24 protein-coding genes and 1 pseudogene are annotated in these 24,622 nt (G+C 67.1%); 16 read left to right on the top strand and 9 right to left on the bottom strand.

The window, feature by feature from the left end:
- Positions 1-263 precede the first annotated feature (263 nt).
- Complete coding sequence (locus ACX5I6_RS09990; RefSeq protein ID WP_461840380.1) at positions 264-1,712, bottom strand: FAD-dependent monooxygenase; 1,449 nt, start codon at positions 1,710-1,712, stop codon at positions 264-266.
- 409 nt (positions 1,713-2,121) lie between these two features.
- Here ACX5I6_RS09990 and ACX5I6_RS09985 point away from each other — a divergent pair, with 409 nt between their 5' ends.
- Both ACX5I6_RS09985 and ACX5I6_RS09980 read left to right on the top strand, forming a co-directional pair.
- On the top strand, positions 2,122-2,457 hold the full coding sequence (locus ACX5I6_RS09985) for a YciI family protein (protein ID WP_018760625.1): 336 nt from the start codon (positions 2,122-2,124) through the stop codon (positions 2,455-2,457).
- Entirely contained in the window at positions 2,457-3,704 is a 1,248-nt protein-coding gene (locus tag ACX5I6_RS09980) for an RNA polymerase sigma factor (protein WP_461840379.1), read from the top strand. The genes ACX5I6_RS09985 and ACX5I6_RS09980 overlap by 1 nt, the downstream gene beginning before the upstream one ends.
- Before the next feature lie 250 nt (positions 3,705-3,954).
- Here the strand turns inward: ACX5I6_RS09980 and ACX5I6_RS09975 are convergent, their stop codons facing one another.
- On the bottom strand, positions 3,955-4,689 hold the full coding sequence (locus tag ACX5I6_RS09975) for a glycoside hydrolase family 16 protein (RefSeq protein WP_461840378.1): 735 nt from the start codon (positions 4,687-4,689) through the stop codon (positions 3,955-3,957).
- A 505-nt stretch (positions 4,690-5,194) separates the two neighbouring features.
- Between ACX5I6_RS09975 and ACX5I6_RS09970 the strand changes: the two are divergent.
- The 3 genes and pseudogenes from ACX5I6_RS09970 to ACX5I6_RS09960 form a co-directional block, all read left to right on the top strand.
- A pseudogene (locus tag ACX5I6_RS09970) lies at positions 5,195-5,425 on the top strand (TMEM175 family protein); the annotation flags it as partial.
- 74 nt (positions 5,426-5,499) lie between these two features.
- The gene (locus ACX5I6_RS09965; RefSeq protein WP_461841761.1) at positions 5,500-5,844 is read left to right on the top strand and encodes a hypothetical protein; all 345 of its coding nucleotides are present in this window, start codon (positions 5,500-5,502) and stop codon (positions 5,842-5,844) included.
- Positions 5,845-5,947: 103 nt separating this feature from the next.
- Positions 5,948-6,307 (top strand): hypothetical protein, encoded by a 360-nt coding sequence (locus ACX5I6_RS09960; RefSeq protein WP_461840377.1) that lies wholly within the window; start codon positions 5,948-5,950, stop codon positions 6,305-6,307.
- 38 nt (positions 6,308-6,345) lie between these two features.
- Here ACX5I6_RS09960 and ACX5I6_RS09955 read toward each other — a convergent pair whose 3' ends face one another.
- The 3 genes from ACX5I6_RS09955 to ACX5I6_RS09945 are packed head-to-tail and all read right to left on the bottom strand — an operon-like array spanning position 6,346 to position 10,171.
- Complete coding sequence (locus tag ACX5I6_RS09955) at positions 6,346-7,833, bottom strand: dihydrolipoamide acetyltransferase family protein (protein ID WP_461840376.1); 1,488 nt, start codon at positions 7,831-7,833, stop codon at positions 6,346-6,348.
- Between the two features lie 2 nt (positions 7,834-7,835).
- The gene (locus ACX5I6_RS09950) at positions 7,836-8,948 is read right to left on the bottom strand and encodes an alpha-ketoacid dehydrogenase subunit beta (RefSeq protein ID WP_461840375.1); all 1,113 of its coding nucleotides are present in this window, start codon (positions 8,946-8,948) and stop codon (positions 7,836-7,838) included.
- On the bottom strand, positions 8,945-10,171 hold the full coding sequence (locus ACX5I6_RS09945) for a thiamine pyrophosphate-dependent dehydrogenase E1 component subunit alpha (protein ID WP_461840374.1): 1,227 nt from the start codon (positions 10,169-10,171) through the stop codon (positions 8,945-8,947). Before ACX5I6_RS09945 ends, ACX5I6_RS09950 begins: the two co-directional genes overlap by 4 nt.
- A 160-nt stretch (positions 10,172-10,331) precedes the next feature.
- On the opposite strand from ACX5I6_RS09945, the gene ACX5I6_RS09940 reads away from it, so the two are divergent.
- The 7 genes from ACX5I6_RS09940 (at position 10,332) to ACX5I6_RS09910 (ending at position 16,560) form a co-directional block, all read left to right on the top strand.
- Positions 10,332-10,793, top strand: coding sequence for an Lrp/AsnC family transcriptional regulator (locus ACX5I6_RS09940; RefSeq protein WP_461841698.1), 462 nt, complete (start codon positions 10,332-10,334; stop codon positions 10,791-10,793).
- Between the two features lie 274 nt (positions 10,794-11,067).
- Positions 11,068-11,514: a hypothetical protein gene (locus ACX5I6_RS09935; RefSeq protein ID WP_018760633.1), complete on the top strand. Its 447-nt coding sequence runs from the start codon at positions 11,068-11,070 to the stop codon at positions 11,512-11,514.
- A 76-nt stretch (positions 11,515-11,590) separates the two neighbouring features.
- Positions 11,591-12,727, top strand: a complete 1,137-nt coding sequence (locus ACX5I6_RS09930) for a COG1470 family protein (protein WP_461840373.1) — start codon at positions 11,591-11,593, stop codon at positions 12,725-12,727.
- 1 nt (position 12,728) lies between these two features.
- Positions 12,729-13,217, top strand: coding sequence for a hypothetical protein (locus tag ACX5I6_RS09925; protein WP_461840372.1), 489 nt, complete (start codon positions 12,729-12,731; stop codon positions 13,215-13,217).
- Complete coding sequence (locus tag ACX5I6_RS09920; protein ID WP_461840371.1) at positions 13,214-15,361, top strand: beta strand repeat-containing protein; 2,148 nt, start codon at positions 13,214-13,216, stop codon at positions 15,359-15,361. Before ACX5I6_RS09925 ends, ACX5I6_RS09920 begins: the two co-directional genes overlap by 4 nt.
- A 368-nt stretch (positions 15,362-15,729) precedes the next feature.
- Positions 15,730-15,936, top strand: coding sequence for a hypothetical protein (locus tag ACX5I6_RS09915; protein WP_285245576.1), 207 nt, complete (start codon positions 15,730-15,732; stop codon positions 15,934-15,936).
- A 204-nt stretch (positions 15,937-16,140) separates the two neighbouring features.
- Positions 16,141-16,560 carry a hypothetical protein gene (locus ACX5I6_RS09910; RefSeq protein WP_461840370.1) on the top strand — a complete coding sequence of 140 codons (420 nt, stop codon included), beginning with the start codon at positions 16,141-16,143 and terminating at the stop codon, positions 16,558-16,560.
- Between the two features lie 97 nt (positions 16,561-16,657).
- Here the strand turns inward: ACX5I6_RS09910 and ACX5I6_RS09905 are convergent, their stop codons facing one another.
- The 3 genes from ACX5I6_RS09905 to ACX5I6_RS09895 form a co-directional block, all read right to left on the bottom strand.
- Positions 16,658-16,870, bottom strand: coding sequence for a hypothetical protein (locus ACX5I6_RS09905; protein WP_461840369.1), 213 nt, complete (start codon positions 16,868-16,870; stop codon positions 16,658-16,660).
- A gap of 239 nt (positions 16,871-17,109) precedes the next feature.
- The gene (locus ACX5I6_RS09900) at positions 17,110-19,575 is read right to left on the bottom strand and encodes a hypothetical protein (RefSeq protein ID WP_461840368.1); all 2,466 of its coding nucleotides are present in this window, start codon (positions 19,573-19,575) and stop codon (positions 17,110-17,112) included.
- Positions 19,576-19,581: 6 nt separating this feature from the next.
- Positions 19,582-20,262: a peptidoglycan-binding protein gene (locus tag ACX5I6_RS09895; RefSeq protein WP_461840367.1), complete on the bottom strand. Its 681-nt coding sequence runs from the start codon at positions 20,260-20,262 to the stop codon at positions 19,582-19,584.
- A 352-nt stretch (positions 20,263-20,614) separates the two neighbouring features.
- On the opposite strand from ACX5I6_RS09895, the gene ACX5I6_RS09890 reads away from it, so the two are divergent.
- Together ACX5I6_RS09890 and ACX5I6_RS09885 are read left to right on the top strand one after the other, a co-directional pair.
- Positions 20,615-21,223 carry a hypothetical protein gene (locus ACX5I6_RS09890; protein WP_461840366.1) on the top strand — a complete coding sequence of 203 codons (609 nt, stop codon included), beginning with the start codon at positions 20,615-20,617 and terminating at the stop codon, positions 21,221-21,223.
- Positions 21,217-21,675: a hypothetical protein gene (locus tag ACX5I6_RS09885; RefSeq protein WP_461840365.1), complete on the top strand. Its 459-nt coding sequence runs from the start codon at positions 21,217-21,219 to the stop codon at positions 21,673-21,675. The genes ACX5I6_RS09890 and ACX5I6_RS09885 overlap by 7 nt, the downstream gene beginning before the upstream one ends.
- Before the next feature lie 43 nt (positions 21,676-21,718).
- On the opposite strand, the gene ACX5I6_RS09880 is transcribed toward ACX5I6_RS09885, so the two are convergent.
- The gene (locus ACX5I6_RS09880; protein WP_461840364.1) at positions 21,719-22,222 is read right to left on the bottom strand and encodes a hypothetical protein; all 504 of its coding nucleotides are present in this window, start codon (positions 22,220-22,222) and stop codon (positions 21,719-21,721) included.
- Positions 22,223-22,388: 166 nt separating this feature from the next.
- On the opposite strand from ACX5I6_RS09880, the gene ACX5I6_RS09875 reads away from it, so the two are divergent.
- Together ACX5I6_RS09875 and ACX5I6_RS09870 are read left to right on the top strand one after the other, a co-directional pair.
- Positions 22,389-23,099: a response regulator gene (locus ACX5I6_RS09875; protein ID WP_461840363.1), complete on the top strand. Its 711-nt coding sequence runs from the start codon at positions 22,389-22,391 to the stop codon at positions 23,097-23,099.
- The gene (locus tag ACX5I6_RS09870; protein WP_461840362.1) at positions 23,096-24,583 is read left to right on the top strand and encodes a sensor histidine kinase; all 1,488 of its coding nucleotides are present in this window, start codon (positions 23,096-23,098) and stop codon (positions 24,581-24,583) included. The genes ACX5I6_RS09875 and ACX5I6_RS09870 overlap by 4 nt, the downstream gene beginning before the upstream one ends.
- Positions 24,584-24,622: the final 39 nt, after the last annotated feature.

Below are 24,622 nucleotides of genomic sequence, written 5' to 3'. Positions count from 1 at the left end.
GACTCCCGGAGTGTACGGCGTGGATGTGGCCCACCCCCGAATCATGGATTTCCCTTGGGCCACATCCGCGCCAGCTAGGGGGAGGCGGATGCACGCCGGGAAGCGGCTCGGGTGCTGTGGGGAGAGCGGTCACAGATATCCTCAGACGGTGCGTTGCCGGCCGTCTGCCTGACCTTGGGCCAGCCTACAAGCACCTGCCTCCCGGCAACAGCGTGCAAGCGCACAATTTTGGGTCAAGATCATGCAAGGATTCATGGCGGATTTCAGTGCGCAGCACCAAACCATTCCGCCATCGCTTCCGGCAGGCCCGACGCCGAGTGCTCGCCGGCCCAGGCCACATAGCCATCCGGACGCACCAGCACAGCCGTGGGTGCAGGCACCACGCCCAGCACCGGAAGCTCCCACGCGCCGTCGTACGTCCCTGAAACATGCCGCACCCGCCCAGCCCACGCGCCCGCGTCCAGGGCGGGGCCGCCCAGTTCCAGCAGAACGGGCCGTGCCTGGTGCAACAGCTCGTATACCCGCACGGATCCCTCAACGGTGGCGACGTCCAGGTCAGGCATCCGGCGTCCCACGAGGGGGTGGCCCATCCCAGGCCCGTAGGCAACGTCGAGGCCGGTGACCAATCCGGCCATCGGGGCCCCGGCGCCCTCGCGGCGGAGGACTTCGTCCAGCAGGTCGCGGAGCGCCTCCTGTCGAGGATCGGCCTTCTGGAACAGGGACTGCGCCATGGTGTACTTAAGCGCCCGGGCGCCTGCCGGGTGGCGTTCGGCGTGGTAGGTGTCCAGCGTGTGGTCCCCCGCTATTCCGCGGACCACCTGCGCCAGCTTCCATCCAAGGTTCACGGCGTCCTGGAGGCCCAGGCCGATGCCCTGCCCGCCGGTCGGGGAATGGACGTGGGCGGCGTCGCCGGCCAACAGGATGCGGCCCTTCCGGTAGGACTCCGCCTGCCGGGTGGCGTCCGTGAAACGCGAGAGCCAGGCAGGGCTGTGGACGCCGAAGTCCGTGCCGAACACATCGGTTAGGGCGCGGCTCAGGTCCTCCAGCGTGGGCTCGGTGGCAGGGCCGAGTTCCGCTTCGGTCACCACCACCCGGACCATGCCCTCCCCCATCGGGTACAGCCCATGGATGCCGCGGCCATCCACTTTGCCCTGCTGCACGGGTTCGCCGGCCACCTTCACCTCTGCGATCAGGCTGCTGCGGGTGGCGTCCGGGCCGGGGAACTTGATCCCCGCCGAGCGCCGCACCACGCTGCGTCCGCCGTCGGTGCCCACCACAAACCTGGCCCGCACGGGTCCGCCGCCGGCGAGCTGGACGTCGACGCCGTCGTCGTCCGCTGCGACGCCGGTGACATCCACGCCCCGCCGGACCTGCACGCCCAGTTCCTCTGCCCAGCCCAGCAGCAGCCGCTCGATGTGGTTCTGGAACAAGGCCAGTGTGTACGGGTGGCGCGTGGGCAGGCCAGCCAGGTCCAACTGGGTGGCGCCAAACGTTGCCGCCTGAACGGTCTTGCCCTCAGCGAGGAACCGCTCCGCGATGCCGCGCTGGTCCAACAGTTCAATGGTTCGGGCATGGATTCCACCGCCGCGGGAGCCGGCCAGTTCCTGGGAGGGCCGCCGCTCCAGCACCAGGGCCTCCACGCCAGCCAGGTGCAATTCCGCCGCGAGCATCAACCCCGTGGGCCCGCTCCCCACAATCACCACATCTTGCATGTTGTCCCCGCCCTGTGCCCGCACCCGCCAGCCGGGATGCGGCACCCAGTATGCGCCAGCCCGGGGGCCTTGCGGCAAGCCCCCGGGAGCGCGGTACCTTGGAAATACGGGGAAGACTGCAGCCTCTAAGCAGGCGTGCCGCCTTCTCCAGGTTGGGGGTCCCTGAGAAGGCGGCACTGCATCCAAAGTACTGGCCGGCCGCTGTGGAACAGCCCGGCAGCCGCTTTTTCGGCCGGACCTTAACGATTCCTTTACGCCACGGCGGAACGGCACCTCATGACGGTGGCGCATGAACCCCGTTGCCCGGGCGAACTTTATAAACAGTGCTGTCGATCCGGGCTTCCCCTGCGCGTCGTATGGGTAGGGGCTCCAGCAGTGGGCTCTTATTGACAAGCGAAGGGAGTTCAAAATGTCCAAGTATCTGATCCTGATTTACCAGGACGAAGCGGTGACCAGGCAGGCCGAAGGCGAGTCGATCAGCGCCAACTACCAGGAGTTCATGGAACGCCGCGGGGCGTCCCTGATCAGCGGCGCCGCCCTCCATCCGTCCTCCACGGCGACATCCATCCGGCGCGACGGGGCGGGCGGGTTCGTGGTGACGGACGGCCCCTTCGCCGAGTCGAAGGAGACCCTGGGCGGTTACTACCTGGTGGAGGCGGCCGACCTCGACGAGGCGCTGCAGATCGGCAAGGAGGTGCCCGCCGGCGTGGGGGTTGAGGTGTGGCCGGTCCGGGTGGTCAGCTGATGGCGCGGGCCGCCGGCTCGGAGGTTGCTGCCGCGGTTGCCGATGCGCACCGCCGGGAGTGGGCGTTCGTGCTGGCGGCCACGGTGCGGGTTGCCGGCGACATCGACGCCGCTGAGGAAGCCGTCCAGGACGCGTACGCCAGCGCCTTGTCCACGTGGGGCGCGAACGGTGTCCCAAGCAATCCCGGGGCTTGGCTGACCGTGACGGCACGACGACGGGCCTTGGATATGCGGCGCCGTGCGGCAACCGCGCAACGGGCTTTGCCGAAGCTCCTGGGCCGTGAGGACGACGATGGCGGGTTCCCGGCGGGGGACGATATTCCGGATGACCGGCTGAGGTTGATCTTCACCTGCTGCCACCCGGCCCTGCCCTTTGAGGCAAGGGTGGCCCTGACGCTGCGGCTGCTCTGCGGACTGTCCACTGCAGAGGTGGCGCGGGCGTTCCTGGTCCCCGAGGCAACCATGGCGGCACGCATCACCCGGGCGAAGAAGAAGATCACGGCCGCGAACATCCCCTACCGGGTGCCGTCGGTGGACGAGCTGCACGAGCGCGTGGACGGGGTGCTGTCGGTGGTGTACCTCGTGTACACCACCGGGCACACGGCGCCGTCAGGAGCCGACCTGATGCGCCGGGACCTTGCCGAGCGCGGTGTGGAACTTGCCCGGCTGCTGCGTGAACTGCTTCCGGCCGACCCCGACGTGGCCGGGCTCCTGGCCCTGGTCCTGCTGACCGAAGCGCGCCGGGATGCCCGGGTGGACGGCAACCGGGACCTCGTCCTGTTGGAGGACCAGGACCGGTCCAAGTGGGACCGGCACGCGGTCACGGAAGGTGTGGCGCTCGTGCGCGAGGCCCTGGCGTCCCGGCCACCGGGCCGCTTTGCCCTCATGGCGGCGATCGCCGCCGTCCATGACGAGAGCGGGTCCTGGTCCGGCACCGACTGGCAGGAGATCCTTGGCCTTTACGACCTGCTGATGGAGCGGTGGCCCTCCCCCGTGGTCCGGCTCAACCGGGCCATCGCCCTGGGCTTCGCGGTGGGGCCGTCCGAGGGGCTGGCAGAACTCGATGCGCTTGGCGCCGAGCCGCAGCTTGCCAGATACCCGTACCTGGTCGCGGCGCGCGGTGACTTCCTGGTCCGGCTGGGCCGGCCGGTTGAGGCGCGGGTGGCGTTCGAGGAGGCATTGATCCTGACGGACAACGAAGCCGAGCAGCGATTCCTCCGTGCCCGCCTGTCCGGCCTGGCCGGCTGACGCCGCCGGTTGCCGGTTTGCCGCGGCCCGCGGCAAAGGGAAAGCCCCTCCTAGGAGGGGCTTTCAACGTAGTGGTTGTCACTTGGCTTCCGATAGTGGTCGGTGTTGATGCACTCCCCCTTCCCGGACGCCCCCGGGCGCCCATCCGGACTATGACCTAAATCACTTTAGTGACCTCCGGCTAGGGCGTAAAGACCCTATTCGAAAAAAGGCACAACGTTCGACGGCGGGGTCCGGCCGGGATCGGCCGCTAGGACTTTGCCCAGATGGCCACCCAGTCCACCAGGACATGGCCGCTGGTTTCAGGCAGTGGGCACATCGGCGAGCACGACTCGGTCTGCAGGATGTAATGCATCGGCTTATCCGGCGTGAATCGGCGGGACACACCTATCGATTTGCCATCAAGGAAGAACTCGATTTGCCCCGGGCTCCACTCGGTGGTGGCAACGTGCCAATCCCCGAATGGTTCGTTTGGACGAAGGACCTCATCTTTGTGGATACCCCCCTCGACCCCATGCACAGCAGCGTAAATGACCTTGGACAGGTCCCCCTCCGGGAAATCGATCTCGCCATCCTGCGGCCACTGTTTGCTGTCGGGCCACAACAGCCACGCCAATTTGAAGCCCGGCAGGACATCGGCCTTAAAACGCACCGAGTAACGCCCGTAGACTTGGCTGTTGTAGGGGCGCTGGCTGGCTCCACTGAATTTGGGTGATGGAGCAGCTCCCCTTGCTACACCGTCTTCCGAGTGAAGAAACATGTCCAAAACACCATCATGGACACTCAGGACTTTCGAGGGGTAATACCCCGACGTTCTCTCGCCCTTCTTTTGCTGTTGCGCGGCCGTGTCCGGCGTGCCGTCAACGTAGTTCTCGCTCCACCTCGTGCCGTAGACCGGGCCTGGGAACTCGCCAATCCCCACGTTTGCTTCGCTGAAGTCCTCCGCAAAGACCTGTCTCCAGCCAGGCAGGTCGCCCACCGGCATGGCTTCGGAGGCGGCAGAGGGGTCTGAAGCCTGGGAGGGGTCGGAGGACGGGGACGGACTGCCCGTCACCTCCTCGGCGGGAACTGACGGCAAGGTCGATTCGTCTGCGCTTGGCTGCGCAGAACCGGAAACCGTGCTGCCCGGGTCAGCTCCCGGGGAAGGCGCTGAACCCGGAGCACCACGCATGTCGCCACAGGCAACGGCGGATAAACCTGTCAGCATTGAGACGGCGGCAAGGCAAGTCCACGCACGATATTGAATCCTCTTCAAAGGTTTTGCTCCTTCCAGAAGATATTGCGCGGGAGTCTTTCCCCTGTTGGGTTCCAGCCTATGGACGAGTCACGCAGCGGGTCACGAGTAGCGGGTACTCAGTTTTCCAGTCCTTGCCCCGTGCGGCTACCCGTTAATCGGGCAGCGGACCCACACGGATGCGCTACCCCGGCAGGGACGACGGCGGCGCGCGGCCGCCGTCACCTCCCGGTGCCCTGGCCGGGGACCGGGCATTATGCTTCTGACGGAGGGCAGAACTGTGAACAAAAACCGGCTTGAGGCGTTCAGCGATGGCGTGCTGGCAATCATCATCACCATCATGGTGCTGGAGCTGCGTGTACCGGAGGAGCCCACCTGGCATGGGGTCGGCGGGGTGCTGCCGACGTTGCTCAGCTACCTGCTCAGCTTCGTCTATGTGGGGATCTACTGGAACAACCACCACCACCTGATCCAGATTGCGGACCGCGTCAACGGTGCCATCCTCTGGGCCAACCTGCACCTGCTGTTCTGGCTCTCCCTTTCCCCTTCACCACCCGGTGGATGGACGAGTCCGGATTCGTGGAGGTACCGGTGCTGGTCTACGGCATCAACCTTCTCTGCGCAGCCATCGCTTTCTACATCCTGGAGCAGGCACTCATCCGCGAGCAGGGCAAAACCGGTGCCGTTGCCCAGGCCCTGGGCCGGGACTGGAAGGGCAAGGCATCGCCGCTGATCTACCTCGTGGGCATAGCTCTTGCGCTCGCCCAGCCGCTCCTGGGTATCGCCGTCTACACGGTGGTGGCGCTGATCTGGCTGGTTCCCGACCGCCGGGTGGAGCACTTCGTCTACCGCGCCCACCAGCCCGGCGACGCCAACGGTCAGGACGTTCCCGGCCCCACGCCCTAGGTGTCCTTGCGGCGGGACCTATTCCTCTGGTCCGGGACCATCCGCGGAGATGCACTGGTACCAGCAGGTGCCAGTTGACGCTCCTGCCGGGAGGAAAGGAAAAATGGCCACGAAACACAATCCGTCCGCCGTGGCAGCAATCAAGGCGGTCCACACACTCGCGTGGCTGTCGATTGAGCTATGCGTCGTCTACGTGCTCGTCACCGGCTTGGCCGGGCGGACCGACAAGCGCGTCGGCATGGCCGCTGCAGTGGTCACCGCCGAAACCTTGGTGTTTGCCGCAAACGGGTTCCATTGCCCCCTCACGGGCCTTGCGAAACGGTACGGCGCCGAAACCGGCTCGGTCACGGACATCTACCTGCCGAAATGGTTCGCCCACAACCTTCCTGCCATCCACACTCCCCTGCTGGCGCTGATGGCCTACCTCCACCTAAGGAACATCCGCCGAGGGCTGGCAGGCTAAGGCAACGGACCGGCGGCGCTCATCGAGAGTGGAGGAGCTCAGATGTCTGCCAGCAGGGCCGTGGGGTTTTCGATGGCGTCGGCCACGAAGCGGAGAAAGCCGCCGGCGGTGCCGCCGTCGCAGACCCTGTGGTCGAAGGTGAGGGTGAGCTCGGTGACCTTTCGGACAGCGAGCTCGCCGTTGACCACCCACGGCTTGTCGATGATGCGGCCCACCCCGAGGATGCCCACCTCCGGGTGGTTGATGATCGCGGCGGATCCGTCCACGCCGAACACGCCGTAGTTGTTCAGTGTGAAGGTGCCGCTACCGAGTTCGGCGGGTGTCGCCTTGCCGTCCCGGGCCACCTGCGTGAGGCGGCGAATTTCCGCGTCCAGTTCCCGGGCGCTGAGTTTCTCGGCGCCGCGGACGGAAGGCACCACCAGGCCGCGCTCGGTCTGGGCCGCGAACCCAAGGTTGATCCCGTCGAACGAGACGATCTCCTGCGAGCCGTCCTCCGCCGTTTCGATCCGCGTGTTCAGTTCCGGGTACTTCTTCAGCCCGGCGGTGACGAACCGGGCGATGAAGGCGAGCAGGCCCGGAGCTTCCCCACCTTTGGCTTTGAGTCCTTCCCGCAGCTCCATCAACGCCGTGGCATCCACATCCACCCACACGGTCGCTTCCGGGATTTCCGAGCGGCTGCGCGCCATGTTCGCGGCCACTGCCTTCCTTACACCGCGGACAGGAGTGCGGGCGGAGACGGCGAGACCCGTACGGGGATCTGCGGTTTTGGTTTCGACAGGCTCAACCACCGGGGTGCGCCTGGTTTCGGCGGGCTCAACAGCAGGGGTTCGCCCGGTTTCGACGGGCTCAACCGCCGGGGTGCGCCCGGTTTCGACGGGCTCAACCGCCGGGGTGCGCCTGGTTTCGGCGGGCTTGGCCGCCGGGGTGGAGATGGCTGCTTCGACGTCGCGGCGCATGATCAGGCCACTGTCGCCGGAGCCTTGGAGGCCGCCGAGGTCGACGCCGTGCTCCCGTGCCATGCGCCGGACCAGCGGTGAAATCACCGCGCCGAGCTTGCCGGGGACGCGGGTGCGCAGGAGGCTGAGGTCGTCTTCAGTGGTTTGGACAGGCCTGGTTTCGACAGGCTCAACTACCGAGAGGGAGGCCTTGGGGGCACGGGTGCGCCGGGCAACACCGTGACCGCCGGGAGTGCCGTAACCAATCAGGACATTCCCGGAGCCGGCCTTCTCCTCTTCACGGTACGTCTCGGCTGCCGCATCATCCGCGGCGGCGGCACCCGAATCGACCGGCGTCACCGAGATCAGCGGCTTCCCCACGTCCAGGGTCTCCCCCGGCTTCCCATGCAGCTCGGTGACGATCCCCGCGTACGGGGACGGGACCTCGACGGCGGACTTGGCGGTTTCCACCTCGGCGATCGGCTGGTCAACAACAATCGTGTCGCCCACAGAAACGTGCCAGGCAACGAGCTCGGCTTCGGTCAGGCCCTCGCCCAGGTCCGGCAACAAAAACACACACGGTTGGCTCATGGTCAGTTCTCCCACTGAAGGTCGTCGACGGCGTCGAGGATGCGGTCCACGCCGGGCAGGTAGTACTTCTCGAGTTTGGGTGCCGGGTACGGGACGTCGAACCCGGTAACCCGGCGGATGGGGGCGGCCAGGTAATGGAAGCAGCGTTCCTGGACCCGGGCCACGATCTCGGAGGACACGGACGCGAAGCCGTGCGCCTCGGCGATCACCACGGCCCGGCCGGTCTTGCGGACGGACTCACACACGGTGGCGTCGTCGAACGGCACGATGGTCCGCACGTCGATGACTTCCAGCGAGCGCCCTTCCAGCGCGGCTGCCTCGGCGGCGGCGAGCGCGGTGGGGACGGACGGGCCGTAGGCAATCAGCGTGGCGTCCGTGCCGGGACGGGCGACGGCGGCCCGGCCTTCGGAGGTGCGTCCCGTCGTCGTGCCTTCCGCGTGTTGGCGGCGCAGCTCACCCAAGTCGACTTGGTCCTTGGTCCAGTACATCTTCTTGGGCTCCATGAAGATGACGGGGTCGTCGGAGTCGATCGCTTCGCGGAGCATCCGGTAGCCGTCCGCCACGGTGGCGGGGGTGTAAACCTTCAGGCCGGCGGTGTGGGCGTAGTAGGACTCGGAGGAATCGCAGTGGTGTTCCACTCCGCCGATGCCGCCGCCGTACGGGATGCGGATGACCATGGGCAGCTTCACGGCCCCCTTGGTGCGGTTGTGCATCTTGGCTACGTGGCTGACGATCTGCTCGAACGCGGGGTACGCGAACGCGTCGAACTGCATCTCGATCACCGGGCGCATCCCGTTGATCGCCATGCCGACGGCCATGCCCACGATGCCGGATTCGGCCAGCGGGGTATCGAAGCAGCGCTGTTCGCCGAACGTGGCGGTGAGGCCGTCGGTGATGCGGAAGACGCCGCCCAGCATGCCCACGTCCTCACCGAAGACCAGGACGGAGGAGTCGGCGTGCATGGCGTCGGCCAGGGCTGTGTTCAGCGCCTTGGCCATGGTGACCGGCTGCGGCCCGGCGGCTTCGGCGGACGCGGCAGCGGAGGCTGCGGCCCGGGCGGTGGCGGCGGAAACGTTGCCGTTGGCCTCGGACGAGGTGGTGATGGTGGGGCTCACTTGCCGGCCTCCTCTGAATCAGTAGCTGCTGCGTCGCGGGCGAGTTCGTCGGCGAGCATGCCGGATTCTTCCGTCAGCTGCGGCGTCTGCCGGTCGAAAACGTGACGGAACAGCTCCTGCGGGTCGACGGGAACGTCCTCGCTGAGGCCTTCGCGGAGCTGAGCGGCAACGGCCTCAGCGTGTTCACGGATGCGGGCCTCGCCGTCGTCATCCAACAACCCTCGGTCCGTGAGGTACGTGCGCATCCTGTTGACCGGGTCCTTGGCCCGCCACTCTGCAACCTCGCTGTTTTCGCGGTAGCGGGTGTCGTCGTCGGCATTCGTGTGGGCCTGCATGCGGTACGTGTTCGCTTCCACCAACAGCGGGCCGGAGCCCTCACGGGCGAGCTTGACGGCGCGGTCCAGGACGGCCAGGAGCGCCACCACGTCGTTTCCGTCCACGCGTTCGCCCGCCATGCCATAGCCCACGGCCTTGTGCGCGAGCGACGGCGCAACGGACTGGTGTGCCAGCGGCACCGAGATGGCGTATTTGTTGTTTTGGACGAAGAAGATCACCGGCAGGTGGAAGACGGCGGCGAAGTTGAGGGCCTCGTGGAAGTCGCCTTCGCTGGTGGCGCCGTCGCCGCACATGGCCAGGACCACGGTCTCCTCGCCGCGGAGCTTGGCGGCGTGGGCCACCCCCACAGCGTGCAGCAGCTGGGTGGTCAGCGGGGTGCACTGGATGCCCACCTTGTTTTCGAGGGGGTCGTAACCGCCGTGCCAGTCGCCGCGGAAAATGGTCATCACCTGCACCGGGTCCACGCCACGGGTCATGACGGCCACGGCGTCGCGGTAGGTGGGGAACATCCAGTCGGCGTCGGAGAGGCACAGGGCGGCGGCAACCTGGCAGGCTTCCTGCCCGTGGCTGGAGGGGTAGACGGCCATCCGGCCCTGCCGGACCAAGGCGGAGTTCTGGTCGTTGACGCGGCGGCCGACGACGAGTTGCTCGTAGGCTGCCAGCAGTTCCTTGTCGCCGGGCACGGGGTATTCGTGGCCGGGCTGGGTGCCCTGCTCACCTTCGGGGATGAGCCGGCCGTCCGGGTCCACCATCTGGATCTGGTGCCGGGCGGGGAGCATGTAGTCCTCCACCGTGATGCCGAACTTCTTCACAGCGTCGGTCAGCGCGTTTCCTGCTGGCTCGGTGCTGGTGGTGTCCGGCGCGGTGTGGTCTGCGGAGATCGTCATTGGTCCGTCCTTCGGTTGCCACTATTCGCTCCCAGTATGGTCCCGCAGCAGGTTTCGTATCTACCGGACGGGCAAATCGTGGAGAAGCTGCTCCGAAGTGCCTATTATGGGAGACGATTTGTAACTGTGACGTGGATTACCGACGGGAGCCGTGGACAAAATGCCGGGCAAGGATGCCGCAACCGAGGTCCCGCTGGATGAGATCGACCGGCGCATCATCACCGAGCTCACCCGGGACGGCCGGATGTCCGTGACCCAGGTGGCGGAAAACGTCCACATATCCCGGGCGCACGCCTATTCCCGGATCGCCAGGCTGACCGGCGACGGAGTGCTGACCCGGTTCACGGCGCTGGTGGACCCCATCAAGGCGGGCCTGAAGTCCTCCGCGTACGTCACGCTCAAGCTGAAGCAGGATTCGTGGCGTGAACTCCGGGACCAACTCGGTGCCATTCCGGAGGTCCACCACATTGCACTGGTGGGTGGCGACTTCGACGTGATCCTCCTGGTCCGGGCCGTGGACAACATCGACCTGCGCCGGGTCATCTTCGACCAGCTGCAGTCCATGCCCGGCGTGCTGGACACGCAGACCTTCCTGGTATTCGAGGACGTGGATACCCGGTAGGGACGGGCTAACTCGCCGCGCACGTTCGTCGCCGGCGCCGGCATGTGATGCCGACGCGCAGGTCAGGGTGCTGCCCACCCGTGCGAGTACTCACCCGCCGATCCAAGTAGCGGTCAATTCCAGTCGCTGGAAATTCGGGTACCACTACGTGTTGTTGCGCCCTTTTGCGTTCGCAAATATTGGGTCATCGATCCACCGGAAGGCACCTCGATGGAGCCACCTATGGGGGAACGGGTTCTCAATCACACACACAAGGAGTCTTTCCATGCGCCCAATGACCAAGAAGAACAAGATCGCCGCCGTCGCCATGTCCGCAGCCCTGGTGGCTGTTGGTGGCGGTGCCGCGTACGCCTACTGGAGCACCAACGGTTCGGGTACCGGCAACGCAGCCGCCTCGTCCGGGACGAAAGACGTCGTCCTGCACACCTCGTTCGCCGCTGACATCGCACCAGGCGAGACAAGGGCCGTGACCTACACGGCTGACAACCCGAACACGTCCAGCACTGTCGTCGGTTCCTTGACCCCGAGTGTCGTGACGAGCGACCCGACCAACTGTCTCGCCAGCTGGTTTACGGTCGACGCGTCCAACACACCGACGACCGTTTTGGCAAATACGACCGGAACGACTGTTGGTACCGGCACCTTGACCTTCAAAGACACCGCCACCAATCAAGATGCCTGCAAGAGCGCCACTATCACCGTGAACGTCAGCAGCAAGTAAACCAACAGCCAGTCGGGGGCGGCGCAATCCGCCCCCGGCTCGCCGTCGTCTGCACCAAGGAACAAGGGGGCACAGGGTGCACAAGCAGGACGGGCCATCGCGGCACGGCACACGGAACGGCATCAAGGCAGCGCTGATAGCGCTGTTGTTGGTGCTGGGCAGTGCGGGGGCGCTGATCGCGGCATCGAACAATCCAAAGCCGGGCATCACCGTGCAGGTCTCCCCTGCCAGCCAGTCCGTCCAGCAGGGCCAGTCGGCCGCCTACACGGTGACAGTGACGTCCACCGGAGGGTTCAGCGGAGCGGTCAACCTGGCCACCGCGGGACTGCCGGCCGGCGCGGCAGGCGCCTTCACGCCGTCGTCCGTCACCCTGAACTCCGGCAGCACCGCGACCGCAACGTTGAACGCCACCACCAGTGCCACTACTCCGGCCGGAACCAATGCCCTGACCATTACCGGGACCAGCGGCAAGGTGTCCGGCAGCGTGGACGCCAGCCTCACCGTTAACTACAAGATGTCCTCCGCGTTCTCGGTGGCCGCCACACCGGATTCCGTCACCGTCCCACCCGGGGCAACCGCCGTCTACACGCTGCAGCTGGCCCGCAACAACTTTCCCGCCGCCGTCTCCTTCAGCGTCCAGGGCGGACTGCCCGCCGGCGCCACGGCAACGTTCTCGCCCACCCCGACAACCGGCAACTCGAGCACACTCCAGGTGGCAACCACGGCCGCCTCACCGACCGGCAGCTACAACCTGTACCTGGTGGGGACCGGAAAAGACTCCGCCGGGAAATCCCAGTACGCCTACGCGAACGTCCAGCTGGTCCTGGATTCGACCATCAAGCAATTCGCCCTCTCCGGGAACGTGCCCGGGACACTGTCGCCAGGCACCTCGGCCGCACTGGACCTGCAGATCAGCAACCCGAACAACAAATCCGTTTCCCTGACCAACCTGTCCGTGGCTATCGCGGGGGTTACCAGGAGCGCGGATGCCACAGCGAAGAACCTTGCCTGCACGGCGGCCGATTTCGCCCTCACCCAGTACAGCGGGCCGTACCCCCTGGTGGCGCCGACCGGCAGCAGTTCGCTGTCAGGTCTCCGCCTGGCACAGTCTGCGTGGCCGCGGGTGGGGATGCTGGACAGTTCCAGGAACCAGGACGGGTGCAAAGGCGCAACCCTGCAGCTCACGTACTCGGGATCAGGACAGGGGAACTGAGATGACGAGCATCCACAGGCGTCGCGGCATCAAGGCCGCCGCCCTCGCCGGGCTCCTGGCCACTGCCGGCGCCGGTACCGCCTACGCCTACTGGTCCGCGGCAGGCGGAGGCTCCGGGTCCGCCGCGGCCGGCACCATGCAGGCAGTCACAGTCGACGCCCTGGTAGCCGGCGACAACCCCAAGACGGCCCTCATCCCGGGCGGCAGCGCCGACGTCGTGCTCCGCCTGACCAATCCCAACCCCTATTCGGTGCAGGTTTACGGCGTCACTGCGAACGGCCCCGCCGCCGCTGATGCCGCGCATCCGGGCTGCACCACCACCGGTGTCCGCTTCGCCGGTGCCGCGCCGCTCACTCCCGCAACGTACGTTGCCGCGAACTCGTCAGCACTCATCACCCTCCCCGGAGCGGCCACCATGGACACCACTTCCCTCGCCGCCTGCCAGGGCGCAACCTTCAACGTCCCCGTGACGGCGGAGGTGCGGAAATGAGTTTCCTCCTGCTCAGCCGCCCGTCCCGCCGGCTGCCCTGGATCGTCACGGCCCTGCTGCTCCTGCTGGGAACGGGCACCGCCGCGTACGCATTTTGGGCCTCCAGCACCAGCAGCAGCAACGCGGCCGCCACGGCAGACACGCTCTCACCCGGGTCGAAGCCCGCGGTCACCGCCGCCGGCTCCGCCTTAACGGTCACCTGGGCCGGCGGCACCACTGTGAACGGGCGGGCCGCCACCGGCTACACCGTGGCACGCTATTCGGCGGCCACCGGCGGCACGGCTGTTCCGGCCACGGGCGGCTGCGCCGGGACCGTCACCACGCTTACCTGCACGGAACAGTCTGTGCCCGGCGGCATCTGGTACTACACGGTGACTCCTGCGATCGCCCTGTGGACCGGCGCCGAAAGCCCGAGGAGCAACGGCATCAGCAGTGACTCCACCGCACCGGTGGCCACCGTTTCCGGGATCTCGCCCATGCCCAACGCGGCCGGGTGGAACTACACAAGCCCCGTCAGCGTGACGGTCACTGCGGATGACGGTCCGGCCGGGTCCGGCGTCGCCTCCATTTCCTACGCGCTCGACGGCGGCGCGCAGCAGACAGTCAGCGGCGCTGTGGCCGTTGTCCCCGTCAGCGGCGACGGGACCCACACGCTCACGTACTTCGCCACGGACAAGGTGGGCAACGCCGGGTCCGCGAAGAGCCAGACAGTGCGGATCGACACCCAGGCACCGGCCGCGCCGGTGTTCACGCCCACCCCCGGATCCGTCTATTCGGGCAACGTTGGAGCGGTACCGCTGACAGGCACCGCTGAGGCTGGGTCCAAGGTGACGCTTGTTGCCAGCGACGCGGGCTCCGCGCATTCTGTTCCCGCCACGGTGACGGCATCGGGGACGGGTACCTGGTCTGCATCCCTGGACTTGACCAGCCTGAACCAGGGCGCAGTCACCTACTCGGCCACCGTCACGGACGCCGCGGGCAACACCAGCCCGGCCAAGACGGCTACTGCCACGAAGGACACGGTGGCTCCGGCCGCAGCGCAGGGCTTGAGCGTGCCGACGTATATAAATAACGCTGCCACTCAAACGGCGAACAGCGCCAATGCCTCGGCAGTTCCGGTCTCCGGTACTGCTGAAGTCAACGGAACCGTGACGGTCAAAGCAACAGACCCCGCTAATAACTCTGTCAGCGGCACGGTGGTGGCATCGGGTCCTTCAGGGGCATGGTCTCTGAACCTCAACCTTGGCTCCAGCTCGTCCATGGTTGACGGAATCATCACGTACACCGTCACGGTTACCGACGCGGCGGGCAACACCAGCGCCGCAGCTACTGCGGCGGACACAAGGGACACTGCGGCACCTGCGCTGAAGCTCGACACGCTCCAGAACATTCTTTCGGGGAATGCCGCAAACTATCCGGTCAGCGGCAGCAACGACTCCAACACACCCGTAAGTGTAAGCGTCACAGACGGCGCTACCACGGTTCGCGGGACAGCGTCCGGCATGGGATGGAGCACAGGGCCGCTCAACCTGACGAGCCTGAAAGACACGTCAACAGCCAGTCCGACAGTTACCGTCACGGTCATTGCCACCACAAGCGATGCTGCTGGCAACACCACAACCCTCACTTCAACAGTCACCAAGGATGTCGTCAGGCCAGCCGTCACCAACATCGCCATCAGCGGGACCGCCGGAAGGAAGGCAGCGACGCCTGATCCAGGCGACACCATAACCATCACCTTCTCCGAACGCATTGATCCCGCCAAGGCATGCACAGGATGGAGCGGCACTTCGCTGAACGGCACCGCAACCCTGACCGAGGCCGGTACCAATGACCAGATGACCTTCGCTTCGAGCAACTGCCCGAACCTGCTGGGAACGCTGTCGTTGGGAGGCAACTACATCGGGCAAGGCAGCGCCGTCTTCGGGGGCAACGGAAATGGCAATGCCACTACCTTCGTTTTTGACACCACCGGGCAGATCCTGACCATCAAGCTCGGTAACCAGCAGTCGAATCCCAACGGAACACCGATATCGGCAACTCCCACAGTTCCGCCGACTCTGGCCCCGCTAGCGAGCCTGGCCGATTTGGCAGGCAACCCAGCAGGATCGAGCCAAGTCATCTGGGGCACGTCAGGATTCTGATCGTTCTTTAGGGTCTCGAATGCCTAATAAGGTCGCCCTGCAGTCAACTGGACTGCAGGGCGACCTTACTCATGCCCGGAGGCTGCTATTTCCGGCGGCGCACCACCAGCACGATGTACAGGGCAACAGCCACCGCCACCAACGCTCCGACGCTCGGCCCCAAGCTTGCATTGTTGAGCATGCTGCGACTCCTCCGAAGAGCAAATGGCCGTTGAAACTTCAGGATACGTCCGGCCTCTCAGAAGGCGATGACCAAATCCGTTCCCGCTTCGCCGACCGATTGACCCGTGCGTATTGATAAACGCCGTGGTTCAATGGCGCTTGTGCACCCCAGCACAGTCAGGACCACCGAACACCAGGAGGACAGTATGGCTGGAATCAATGCGAAGTTCGACAAGGAATACCTCGATAAAGGCGTCGACGACTTGGCTGCGGCGCCGGTCGAAGCACTGAAGGGCCTTTCCGAGGGCGACGCCCAAAAGCTCAAAGAGGCGCTGAACATCAAGACCGTCAAGGACTTGGGGACCAACAAGTTCTTCCTCTGGGCCCAGGCCGTCTCCAAGCTCGCGGAGTAGCGGGCACAGGCACAGAATCCAAAGGAAGCCCCTGGCGCACACATGCCAGGGGCTTCCTGCTGGTCAGGGGCACAAACACCAACGTTCAGCGGCCCAAAAATCTCCACAGCGGTTGCACAGCGGAGCCCTACATCGGGAACAGCCGGGGCCCGGATGCTTGAGTCATCCCCCTCCAGCGGAGGGCCAACCCAGAAGGAGCCCCACATGAAGACCACCGTAAAGTCAGCGATCGCCAGCCTCGCCCTCGCAGCAGCCATCGGCGGTGGCGCCTTGGCCAGTGCGGCGTTGCCGGCCAATGCCGCCACCACGGACTCGAACACCAGCCAGTCCAGCACCACCACGTCCACCAGTCAGGCTCCGCGGGACGTATCAAAGGGCGGCCACCAGGCCAACGGCATCACGGAGACGCTCCTCACCGGGGACACCGCGACCAAAGTGACGGACGCAGCCCTGGCGGCGAACCCCGGCGCCACCATCCAGCGCGTGGAGAACGACGCCGAAGGCGCCACCTACGAGGCCCACATCATCACGTCGGATGGAACGCGCGCCACCGTCTACCTGGACGCCTCCTTCACCGTGACTTCCACGGAAACCGGCGGCCCCGGCGGCGGCCCGCAGGGCTGATCCGAATCACCATCACAGGACCAGGCAGCAGCGTGCCCGATGGATATTGGCACGCTGCTGTCTGTCCCGCTTTCTGGGAGTGCTGTTCGTCCTGGTCCTACTTCTGCTCCGGAATCCAGAACGGTGCGGCCACCCCCGCGCCCGTGAGGTTGTCACAGCGGACCAACTGGGTGCCGATGCGTTCCAACGGGCAGTCGGCGTAAACGGCGAGGGCATCGTCATCGAGTGCCGTCGTGGCTTGGGCTGGCCCTGCCGGGATGAAGAGTGCTGGGAAGAGGGCGGCAATGATCGGGAAAGAGCGCATGTGCATGGTTGTCTCCTGGGAATGGCCACAACGATGGAAGGGTGGCCGGCCCGAGACCCGGGCGGGCAGAATTGGGTCCCCCAACTGATTCCCAAAATACGGAACCTCTCAGCGCAGGAAGCGCCGATGGGTGCCAGCGTACCGACGGACATACGCCTGCGGTAAGGGTGGACCGTCCCCCTTCCGTTGAATCCGCCTACCCGAATCCGGGCCAGGTTCCCCCAACGCCATGCCGGTAGCCCCCATCAGCCGGCGCTGGCGGTGGGCGCCGGAACAGGCGTGGCGCCGTACCCGGCGTCATTGGTGGGTGCCGGTGTCGCACCGTCAACGGCCGACGTCGGCTGCCCGCCTTCCACGTACTGGCCCGCCGGTGCCGTGGCCGCCCCGGTCCCTGCGGGGGCAGGTGCGGCGGTTTCGGCGGGTGCCGTCGCGGGAACCGCAGCCGGGCCGTCCACTGCGGGGGCAGTGGGTACGGTGGAGGGAACGCCGCTCGGGCCCGCGGACGCCGGGGACGTTGCCACCGATGTCCCTCCGGCTACGGAGTTGCCCTTGACGATGGACGTGATCTGCTCCTTGTATCCGGACAGGGTCGCTTGGATCTGGGAGAGCGGCACGTCCTGGATGTGCCTTCCGTAGTCGGCGATCTGCGCCCACAAGGCCTCGAGCTGCTGCTTGGCGGCCGCATCCAGCGGACCGTCAAGCGTGAGGACAAGCTGGCTGGCCAGTGCATAGGTCAGGCAGTCCAGGCAGTTGTAATTGGCGGCAGCGGAGAGGTTCTGCGGCACGATGACATCGGCTTGCCCCACCACCAGCACCACCTGGAAACCCACGGCCACGGCCGCGCACCCGGTGCAGTTGGCGAAAGCGTAGGCCTCGTTGGTGCTGGTCACAGGCTCGCCGTCCTCGGCCCACACCAGCGCGAACGCCACGCTGTAGGCCACGGAGCCATCGGTGGTGTTGACGGCGAGCGCCTGGTTTCCGTCGGCGGCCGCCGCGGTGGGCCGGTCGAACGGGAAGACCCAGGACGGAGCGGACGCGGGCGAGGAACCGCCGGAAGCAGTGCCGGGCGATGCACCCGCCGGGGATCCGCCAGCGGGCACCAAGACCATGCTCAGCTGCGGGTTGTCCCGGGTGGGCTTGGCGGCTCCAGCGGGCCACAACGCAACGGTCCGTCCGGCACCGCCTTGCCGCAACGCCCCACTGTCGCGGACGGGCAGGATGGCCCGGGTGGCATCGCCCAGCGTCCCGCGTTCGTACGCCTGGACCGGACGGTACGTCCCGCCGTCGGGCCACCATGCCCAGGCGAGTCCCGCCAGCAGGACTGCCACAGCGGTCATGGCCGCCGTGCGCTGCACCGCCTTGCCCCGGGTCTTCTGCCACAGCCCCGTCACCAACTGCCGCAGCAGCCGCACCACGATGTACAGCACGCCCAGCACCGGCACCGCCACCACCACCATGGCCAGCGCCCGCACCGCAACGCCCGCGAAGTCACCGGCGGACAGGCTCGCAGCGAGCTGTTCCTGCTGCTTCCCTGCACTGGCCCAGCCCGTAGCCAGCAGCCTGGGCAGGGACAGGACCATCATCACCATGCTGAAGAGCAGTACCGGCACGGTGACCAGGACCCAGGCGGTGACGACGGCGCGTGCCCAGGGCTTGAGGACCTTGCTTTCAGGGTTCCCCCACCGCCAGGGAAGGATCCCCAGGAGGGTGGGTTTGATCCGCTGGAAGAGGTCCGGCACGCCGGTGGCGTCGGCCAGGATGTGGTAGCCGTCGTACTTGACGAGCGGGATCAGCTGGCGGACCATCTGCAGGATCTGGGTGACCACCACCAGCAGCAGCGCGTCGAAGCCGGTGGCCCACCACAGTCCCATGATGGCCACCGCCACGATGGCGTTGAAGTACAGCCCGCCCAAGTCGGTGCGGATCCTGCCGCCGCGGCCCAGCCGGTAGGAGTCGGTGACGTCGGTGAAGAATGCCGGCCACAGGAGGTACAGCCCGGCCCCCATGGCTCCGGGGGTTGCGCCTCCTTTGCGGGTGGCGGCGGCGTGGCCGAATTCGTGGAAGCCGGCGGAGAGGATGGTGACGGCGAGGATCAGCAACAGGAGGGCCGGCTGGGCAAACGCCTCGTGGGTGGCCGAGCCCAGGCCCTTGACCATGAGCACCCACCAGCAGGCCGCCAGGAACGCCGCGGTCACGGCCACCACGATCAGCGGGTTGAACAGGACAGCGAACGGCGCGGTGATCCTGCGGGTCCGTTCGGGATCCGTCACGATGTAGCGGAACCGCAGGCCCAGCAGCGGGTTGGACTTCTTGACCTCGGGCTGGCTGCCGTCGGCAAGCCGGAGCAGGCCCATCGGGAGCAGCTGCGAATCCATCAGGGTGCGGACGTTCTCCGCGCTGACCAGCCGCCCGGACCCCTCGCTGGCGTGCCGGGCGATTCCGTCAAGGTCCCGGCTCCCGTCCGCCGCCTCCAGCACCAGGTACAGCAGCCGGGTGAGCTGGAGGGTCTGGCCGTCTCCGCGGCGGGCCAGGGCCGGCGGCTCACGGTAGCCGGAGCCCTCAGCCGTGCCAAGCAGCTGCACGCCGTCGGCCAGGGCCGGAAGGTGGGCTCCCGCCGTCGTACTTCCTTGGCCCGGCGGCTCCTGGGCGACGGAAAAGCGTGACGACGGCGGGCCCGCCTCGGGAGGCGGGCCGCCGTGGGTTTGGGTCATCTTGGCTTACTGCTGCAGGTTGGACGTCTGGCCGGCTGTGGCGTTGGCCGCGCCGTCGATGTGCTGCGAAATGGTGGCGCTCTGGTCCGAGATGGCGTACGACTGGCTGTCGATGGAACCGATGTTCGCTGCGACGGCTGCATCGATGGGGGCGGCGACGTTGGCGTTCGCGGCCACGGCACCGTTGATGGGGGCGGCGATGGCGGCGTCGGCGTCCAGGTTCACGTCCACGTTCAGCAGGTTGCCGTTCAGCGCGCCCGCTGCGTCGGTGACGCCACCGGTGCTTGTGGGCGCAGGTGCTGTTCCCGTGGTCCCATCCGTGGTTCCGGTGGTGCCTGTGCCCGTGTCGGTAGCGCCGGTTGTGCCGTCGCCCTGGCCGATCACGCTGTCCTGGGCGGAGTTGGCATTGGCATCGGCCACGATGCCCTGGTCGATGGCAGCGTCCTGGTGCGAGAGTGCCTGCGCGTCAGAGCCGAAGGAGAGGATGTTGGCCGAGGCGGCCGCGTCGATGGGGGCCGCCACGTTCGCGTTGGCGGCTACGGCCAGGTCGATGGGAGCCGCAGCGTTAATGCCCAGGTCCAGGTCCGCATTCAGGTCCAGGACGGATGCCACTTCCTTGTCCGGCAGGGCGGTGGCCTGCTCAGACATCAGTTCTTCATCGGTGAGGGGACGCAGTTCGTTGTCCATGCTTGAGAGACCTCCGGTGCGGCGCGGGTGCTCTGCCCCCAGCGGGCAGCCCACGCCCCACAATAGTAAGCATGATTAGCAGTTTTGCGAAGCACCGCCAGCGTCCCGGCGGCGGGGGCCGACCTTAGCGGCGTCGTGTCCTACTTCTGCTCGGGGATCCAGGCAGGTGCTTCCGCTCCCGTAGGTCCTCGAAGCTGTCCTCGCCTTGCCCGAAAGACGACTCTAACCAATGGAGCGTGAATGTGGGTTTGACCAAGCGTGAAGATGGGTGACCAGCACAAATGTGGGTACGGCCCAGGCATGGGGGAATACGTCACGCGGTTTAGCGACCCCACCAGGAAGGGACCCCGGATTGGACTCACTGCCCCTTGCAGTCCTACTGCTCATATTTGCCGCCGCTGCGGCCGTGATCTGGGTGGCGGGGATCCAGCTGTCCAAACAGACGGACATCCTCGATGACCGCCTGCACCTGGGCTCGGCGCTGGGCGGCCTCATCCTGCTGGCCATCGCCACCAACCTGCCCGAAATCGCCATCACCGTCTCCGCGGCCCTGGCCAACAACATTGGCGTGGCCGTGGGCAACATCCTGGGCGGCATTGCCATCCAGACGGTGGTGCTGGTGGTCCTGGATGCCCTGGGCACCAAAGGCGGCCACCCGCTGAGCTACCGCGCGGCATCCCTGACGCTGGTGATCGAGGCGGTCACCGTCGTCGCCGTCCTGGGCGTGGTGATCGCCGGCAGCCAGATGCCCGGCAACCTGGTGGCGTTCCGGCTCACGCCCGCCGCGGTCCTCATTGCAGTGTTCTGGATTGTTGGCCTGATCCTGGTGCAGCGCTCCCAGAAGGACCTGCCCTGGCACCAGCAAGGGGACGCCCCGGGGCGCAGGACAAACCCCGGGGACACTCCAAAAAGCAAGGCGCCGAGAAGAACAAGCACCTGCGCACCGGCACCTCGGTGCTGATCTTCAGCGTCGCCGCGCTTGCCACCCTGGGCGCCGGTGTGGTGCTGGAGCGCAGCGGTGATGCGATCGCCGGAAACATCGGACTCTCCGGGGTGCTGTTCGGTGCCACGTTCCTGGCGCTGGCAACCTCGCTGCCGGAGATCTCCACCGGGCTAACGTCCGTGAAGCAGGGGGACTACAAACTCGCGTTCAGCGACATCTTCGGCGGCAATGCCTTCCTTCCGGTGCTGTTCCTGGTGGCGGTGCTGATCACGGGCAAGCCGGTACTCCCCCAAGCCCAGTCAACGGACATCTACCTCACCGCGCTGGCCATCCTGCTCACCCTCGTCTACCTGCTGGGGATCCTCTTCCGGCCGCAAAAGAAGCTGCTGGGCATGGGCGTGGACTCCCTGCTGGTCCTGGTGTTGTACCTGCTCGGCGTTGCCGGGCTGTTCGCCGTCGCGGCTTCCTAGAGCGGGCCGCTATTCGTTGTCTCGGATTTCGTCTCGTGGTCGCTTATTGCTTGGCCGGCGCCTGGTTGACCTTGTCCTCGATGGCCTTGGCTTCCTTCTGGATCTTGTCCCCGTAGCCGCCGTTGAGGGCGGTGTCCTTGATCTTGGCGGCGACAGCGTCACGGTCTGAGGCTGCGGCCGCCTCCAAGGTCTTCAGGTCCGCCTGCAGGTTGGCCGGCAGCTTGCCGAAGGCCTGGGCGCGGTGGATCAGGGCGTACGCGATCACGTGGGCCTTGTCCCCAAAGCCGTCGCCGCCCTTGATGTCCACACGGAGTTCGTTGCGGAGCGAACGGACGAACGGGTGGGCGGCGTGCTTGGCGTTGCCGGGACCGGACCCGGAGCCGGCGGACGGGGAGGCCGACGGCGCCGGGCTCTGGCCGTCCGCGAATGCGGCCGTGGCCCCAAAGACGGCTCCGCCCACCAGGACAACGCCTGCCGCGACGGCGCCTCCACGGACTGCCCAAAAGCGTGCGGTACGGTCGCGGGGCGTGCTGGGTGTGGTGTTCATGGTGTTCTCCTCGGCGTTTCATGCCCGGGGCGTTCCGGGCGCTGCAGGTTGTGCGTCTCCAACTGTGGCGCGCCCACATCCGGCGTGTGTTCGGGGAATGTAAGGGGAACGTAAAGTCGCGCGTCCGTGTCTGTGGGCCGGTGCTGCCGGAGCGTTCAATAGATACATGGAACAACCAACAGCCGCCGGCGCCCCGCCGTCCCGTGGCCTGGTGCTGATCGTTGAAGACGAGCGCGCCATCGCCGACGTGCAGCGGATCTACCTGAGCCGGGCAGGGTTTGGCGTGCACGTGGAAACCACCGGCCAAGGGGGCCTGGACCGGGTCCGGGGCCTGCGCCCGGTAGCGGTGGTGCTGGATGTTGGCCTGCCGGACATCGACGGGATTGAGGTGTGCCGGCGGCTGCGTGGGCGGAACGATTGGACGCCCATCATTTTTGTCACCGCCCGCGATGACGAGGTGGACATGCTGCTGGGGCTGGAGCTGGGCGCGGACGATTACATGACCAAACCGTTTTCGCCTCGTGAACTGGTGACCCGGCTCAAGACGGTCCTGCGGCGCAGCGCCGGGATTCCGCGCCCGGGCGTCCTCCGCGCAGGGCCGGTAACCCTGGACCCGGAGGCCCGCACCGTGGGCGTGGACGGCGCGCCGGTGGAGCTGACCGCGCGGGAGTTCGATGTGCTCGCCTACCTGATGGCAAGCCCGGGCCGGGTCTTCAGCCGTGAGCAGTTGCTCTCCGCGGTGTGGGGGCAGGCGGACTATTCGGCGGGGCGCACGGTGGACGTCCACATCGCCCAGCTGCGTTCCAAGCTGGGCCCCGGGAACCCGCTGCGCACCCTGCGGGGCGTGGGCTATTCCGCGGACGCGGAGGGATCGTGAGTGTCCCTACAGGGACGACGGCGGCGCAGGAGCAGCAGCCACGCCGCGCGCGGGCTCCCTGGCTGCGTTCCCTCGCGGGCCGCATCACCCTGGTGACCGCCGTCGTCGCGGTTTTGGCAGCACTGGTCACCGGCAGCGTTGCCTTCCCGCTGATCCGTTCCGCGGCCGTGACCCAGGCCCGGGAGCAGCTGTCCCGCCAGGCCGATGCGTTCAGCGCGGCCCCGGTGGCGTCCCAGGCGCTGGACCTGCGGGAACGCCACCTGCTGGGCCCGGATAATTACGACCTTGCCAGCATCACCCCGTCCGGCACGGTCACCAGCGCGGCCGGCCGGATCCTGGGCGCGGACGAGGTGCAGGCGGTGCGCTCCGGGCAGCCGATCTCCCGGACCATCACCCGCGGCGGCATCCAATACCTGGTGGAAGCAAGGCCGCTGGCCAAGGGCGGCGGGATTGCCCTGATCCGGCCCCTGGCGGACGTCAACGCCGCCTCCGCCCGGCTCCTCCAGCCCATGCTGCTGGCTTTGGCCGCGGGGCTTCTCATCGCGGTGCTGGCGGGCACGCTGCTGGCGCGGTGGCTCTCGGGCCCGCTGGTCCGGACGGCGGCGGCGGCGCGGCGGATGGCCCAGGGCGAGCGGACCGTGCAGTTCAGCCCTGCGGGGGTCACCGAGGTCCGGGCCGTCGGCGAGGCCATCAACACGCTGGACCACGCGCTGCTGGCCAGTGAAAGCAGGCAACGGGAGTTCCTGCTGTCCATTTCGCATGACATCCGCACCCCGCTGACGGCCCTGCGCGGCTACGCCGAAGCCCTCCAGGACGGGCTGATCCCACCCGAGGACACGGTGCGCGTTGGGCAGACCCTCGCCGCCGAAACCGATCGACTGGACGGCTTTGTCCGCGATCTGCTGGCCCTGGCCCGGCTGGAAGCGGACGATTTTACGCTGGACATCCAGCCAGTTGACGTTGCCGCACTCCTTGAACAGGCCCAGCGTGCTTGGCAGCCGGCCGCTGCGCAGGCGGGCGTGGACCTGGTCCTGGAGGTGCCGGCCGTGGACCCGGCCGGGCCGTTGCTGGCCACCACGGATGCGCAGCGGCTCCGCCAGATCGTTGATGGGCTGATCGGCAACGCCCTGCGCGTCGCCCCGGCGGGGAAACCGCTGGTCCTGCAGGCCCGGACAGAAGGCGTGGCCTCGTCCCCCGGCCCGGCACCCGGGAACGGCCACCTCGCGGACCCGCCAGGCGTCGTCGCCGTGCTGGTGCGTGACAGCGGCCCGGGGCTGACGCCGGAGGATGCCGCCGTCGCCTTTGACCGCGGTGTCTTGGCGCGCAGGTACGACGGCCAGCGCCCCACCGGCACCGGCCTGGGCCTATCCATCGCCGCCCGGCTGGCGCAGCGCATGAACCTCCGGCTCACCGTGGAACCAGCCACCCCGGAGCACCCGGGGGCCTGCTTCTGCATCCGGCTGCCCCGCGCAACCACCGCGTAACGCCGGCGTTGGCCCCTGCGGCGGGGCAGGGAGGTACGA

The sequence above is a fragment of the Arthrobacter sp. MMS24-T111 genome (assembly GCF_054888995.1).
This window is presented reverse-complemented; position numbering and strand designations above follow the sequence as displayed.

Bases quoted from the DNA above. Each gene is read 5' to 3' on its own strand.
- ACX5I6_RS09990 (WP_461840380.1), bottom strand. From the start codon at position 1,712: ATGCAAGATGTGGTGATTGTGGGGAGCGGGCCCACGGGGTTGATGCTC.
- ACX5I6_RS09985 (WP_018760625.1), top strand. From the start codon at position 2,122: ATGTCCAAGTATCTGATCCTGATTTACCAGGACGAAGCGGTGACCAGG.
- ACX5I6_RS09980 (WP_461840379.1), top strand. From the start codon at position 2,457: ATGGCGCGGGCCGCCGGCTCGGAGGTTGCTGCCGCGGTTGCCGATGCG.
- ACX5I6_RS09975 (WP_461840378.1), bottom strand. From the start codon at position 4,689: ATGCCGGTGGGCGACCTGCCTGGCTGGAGACAGGTCTTTGCGGAGGAC.
- ACX5I6_RS09965 (WP_461841761.1), top strand. From the start codon at position 5,500: ATGGACGAGTCCGGATTCGTGGAGGTACCGGTGCTGGTCTACGGCATC.
- ACX5I6_RS09960 (WP_461840377.1), top strand. From the start codon at position 5,948: ATGGCCACGAAACACAATCCGTCCGCCGTGGCAGCAATCAAGGCGGTC.
- ACX5I6_RS09955 (WP_461840376.1), bottom strand. From the start codon at position 7,833: ATGAGCCAACCGTGTGTGTTTTTGTTGCCGGACCTGGGCGAGGGCCTG.
- ACX5I6_RS09945 (WP_461840374.1), bottom strand. From the start codon at position 10,171: ATGACGATCTCCGCAGACCACACCGCGCCGGACACCACCAGCACCGAG.
- ACX5I6_RS09940 (WP_461841698.1), top strand. From the start codon at position 10,332: ATGCCGGGCAAGGATGCCGCAACCGAGGTCCCGCTGGATGAGATCGAC.
- ACX5I6_RS09935 (WP_018760633.1), top strand. From the start codon at position 11,068: ATGACCAAGAAGAACAAGATCGCCGCCGTCGCCATGTCCGCAGCCCTG.
- ACX5I6_RS09925 (WP_461840372.1), top strand. From the start codon at position 12,729: ATGACGAGCATCCACAGGCGTCGCGGCATCAAGGCCGCCGCCCTCGCC.
- ACX5I6_RS09920 (WP_461840371.1), top strand. From the start codon at position 13,214: ATGAGTTTCCTCCTGCTCAGCCGCCCGTCCCGCCGGCTGCCCTGGATC.
- ACX5I6_RS09915 (WP_285245576.1), top strand. From the start codon at position 15,730: ATGGCTGGAATCAATGCGAAGTTCGACAAGGAATACCTCGATAAAGGC.
- ACX5I6_RS09910 (WP_461840370.1), top strand. From the start codon at position 16,141: ATGAAGACCACCGTAAAGTCAGCGATCGCCAGCCTCGCCCTCGCAGCA.
- ACX5I6_RS09905 (WP_461840369.1), bottom strand. From the start codon at position 16,870: ATGCACATGCGCTCTTTCCCGATCATTGCCGCCCTCTTCCCAGCACTC.
- ACX5I6_RS09900 (WP_461840368.1), bottom strand. From the start codon at position 19,575: ATGACCCAAACCCACGGCGGCCCGCCTCCCGAGGCGGGCCCGCCGTCG.
- ACX5I6_RS09895 (WP_461840367.1), bottom strand. From the start codon at position 20,262: ATGGACAACGAACTGCGTCCCCTCACCGATGAAGAACTGATGTCTGAG.
- ACX5I6_RS09880 (WP_461840364.1), bottom strand. From the start codon at position 22,222: ATGAACACCACACCCAGCACGCCCCGCGACCGTACCGCACGCTTTTGG.
- ACX5I6_RS09875 (WP_461840363.1), top strand. From the start codon at position 22,389: ATGGAACAACCAACAGCCGCCGGCGCCCCGCCGTCCCGTGGCCTGGTG.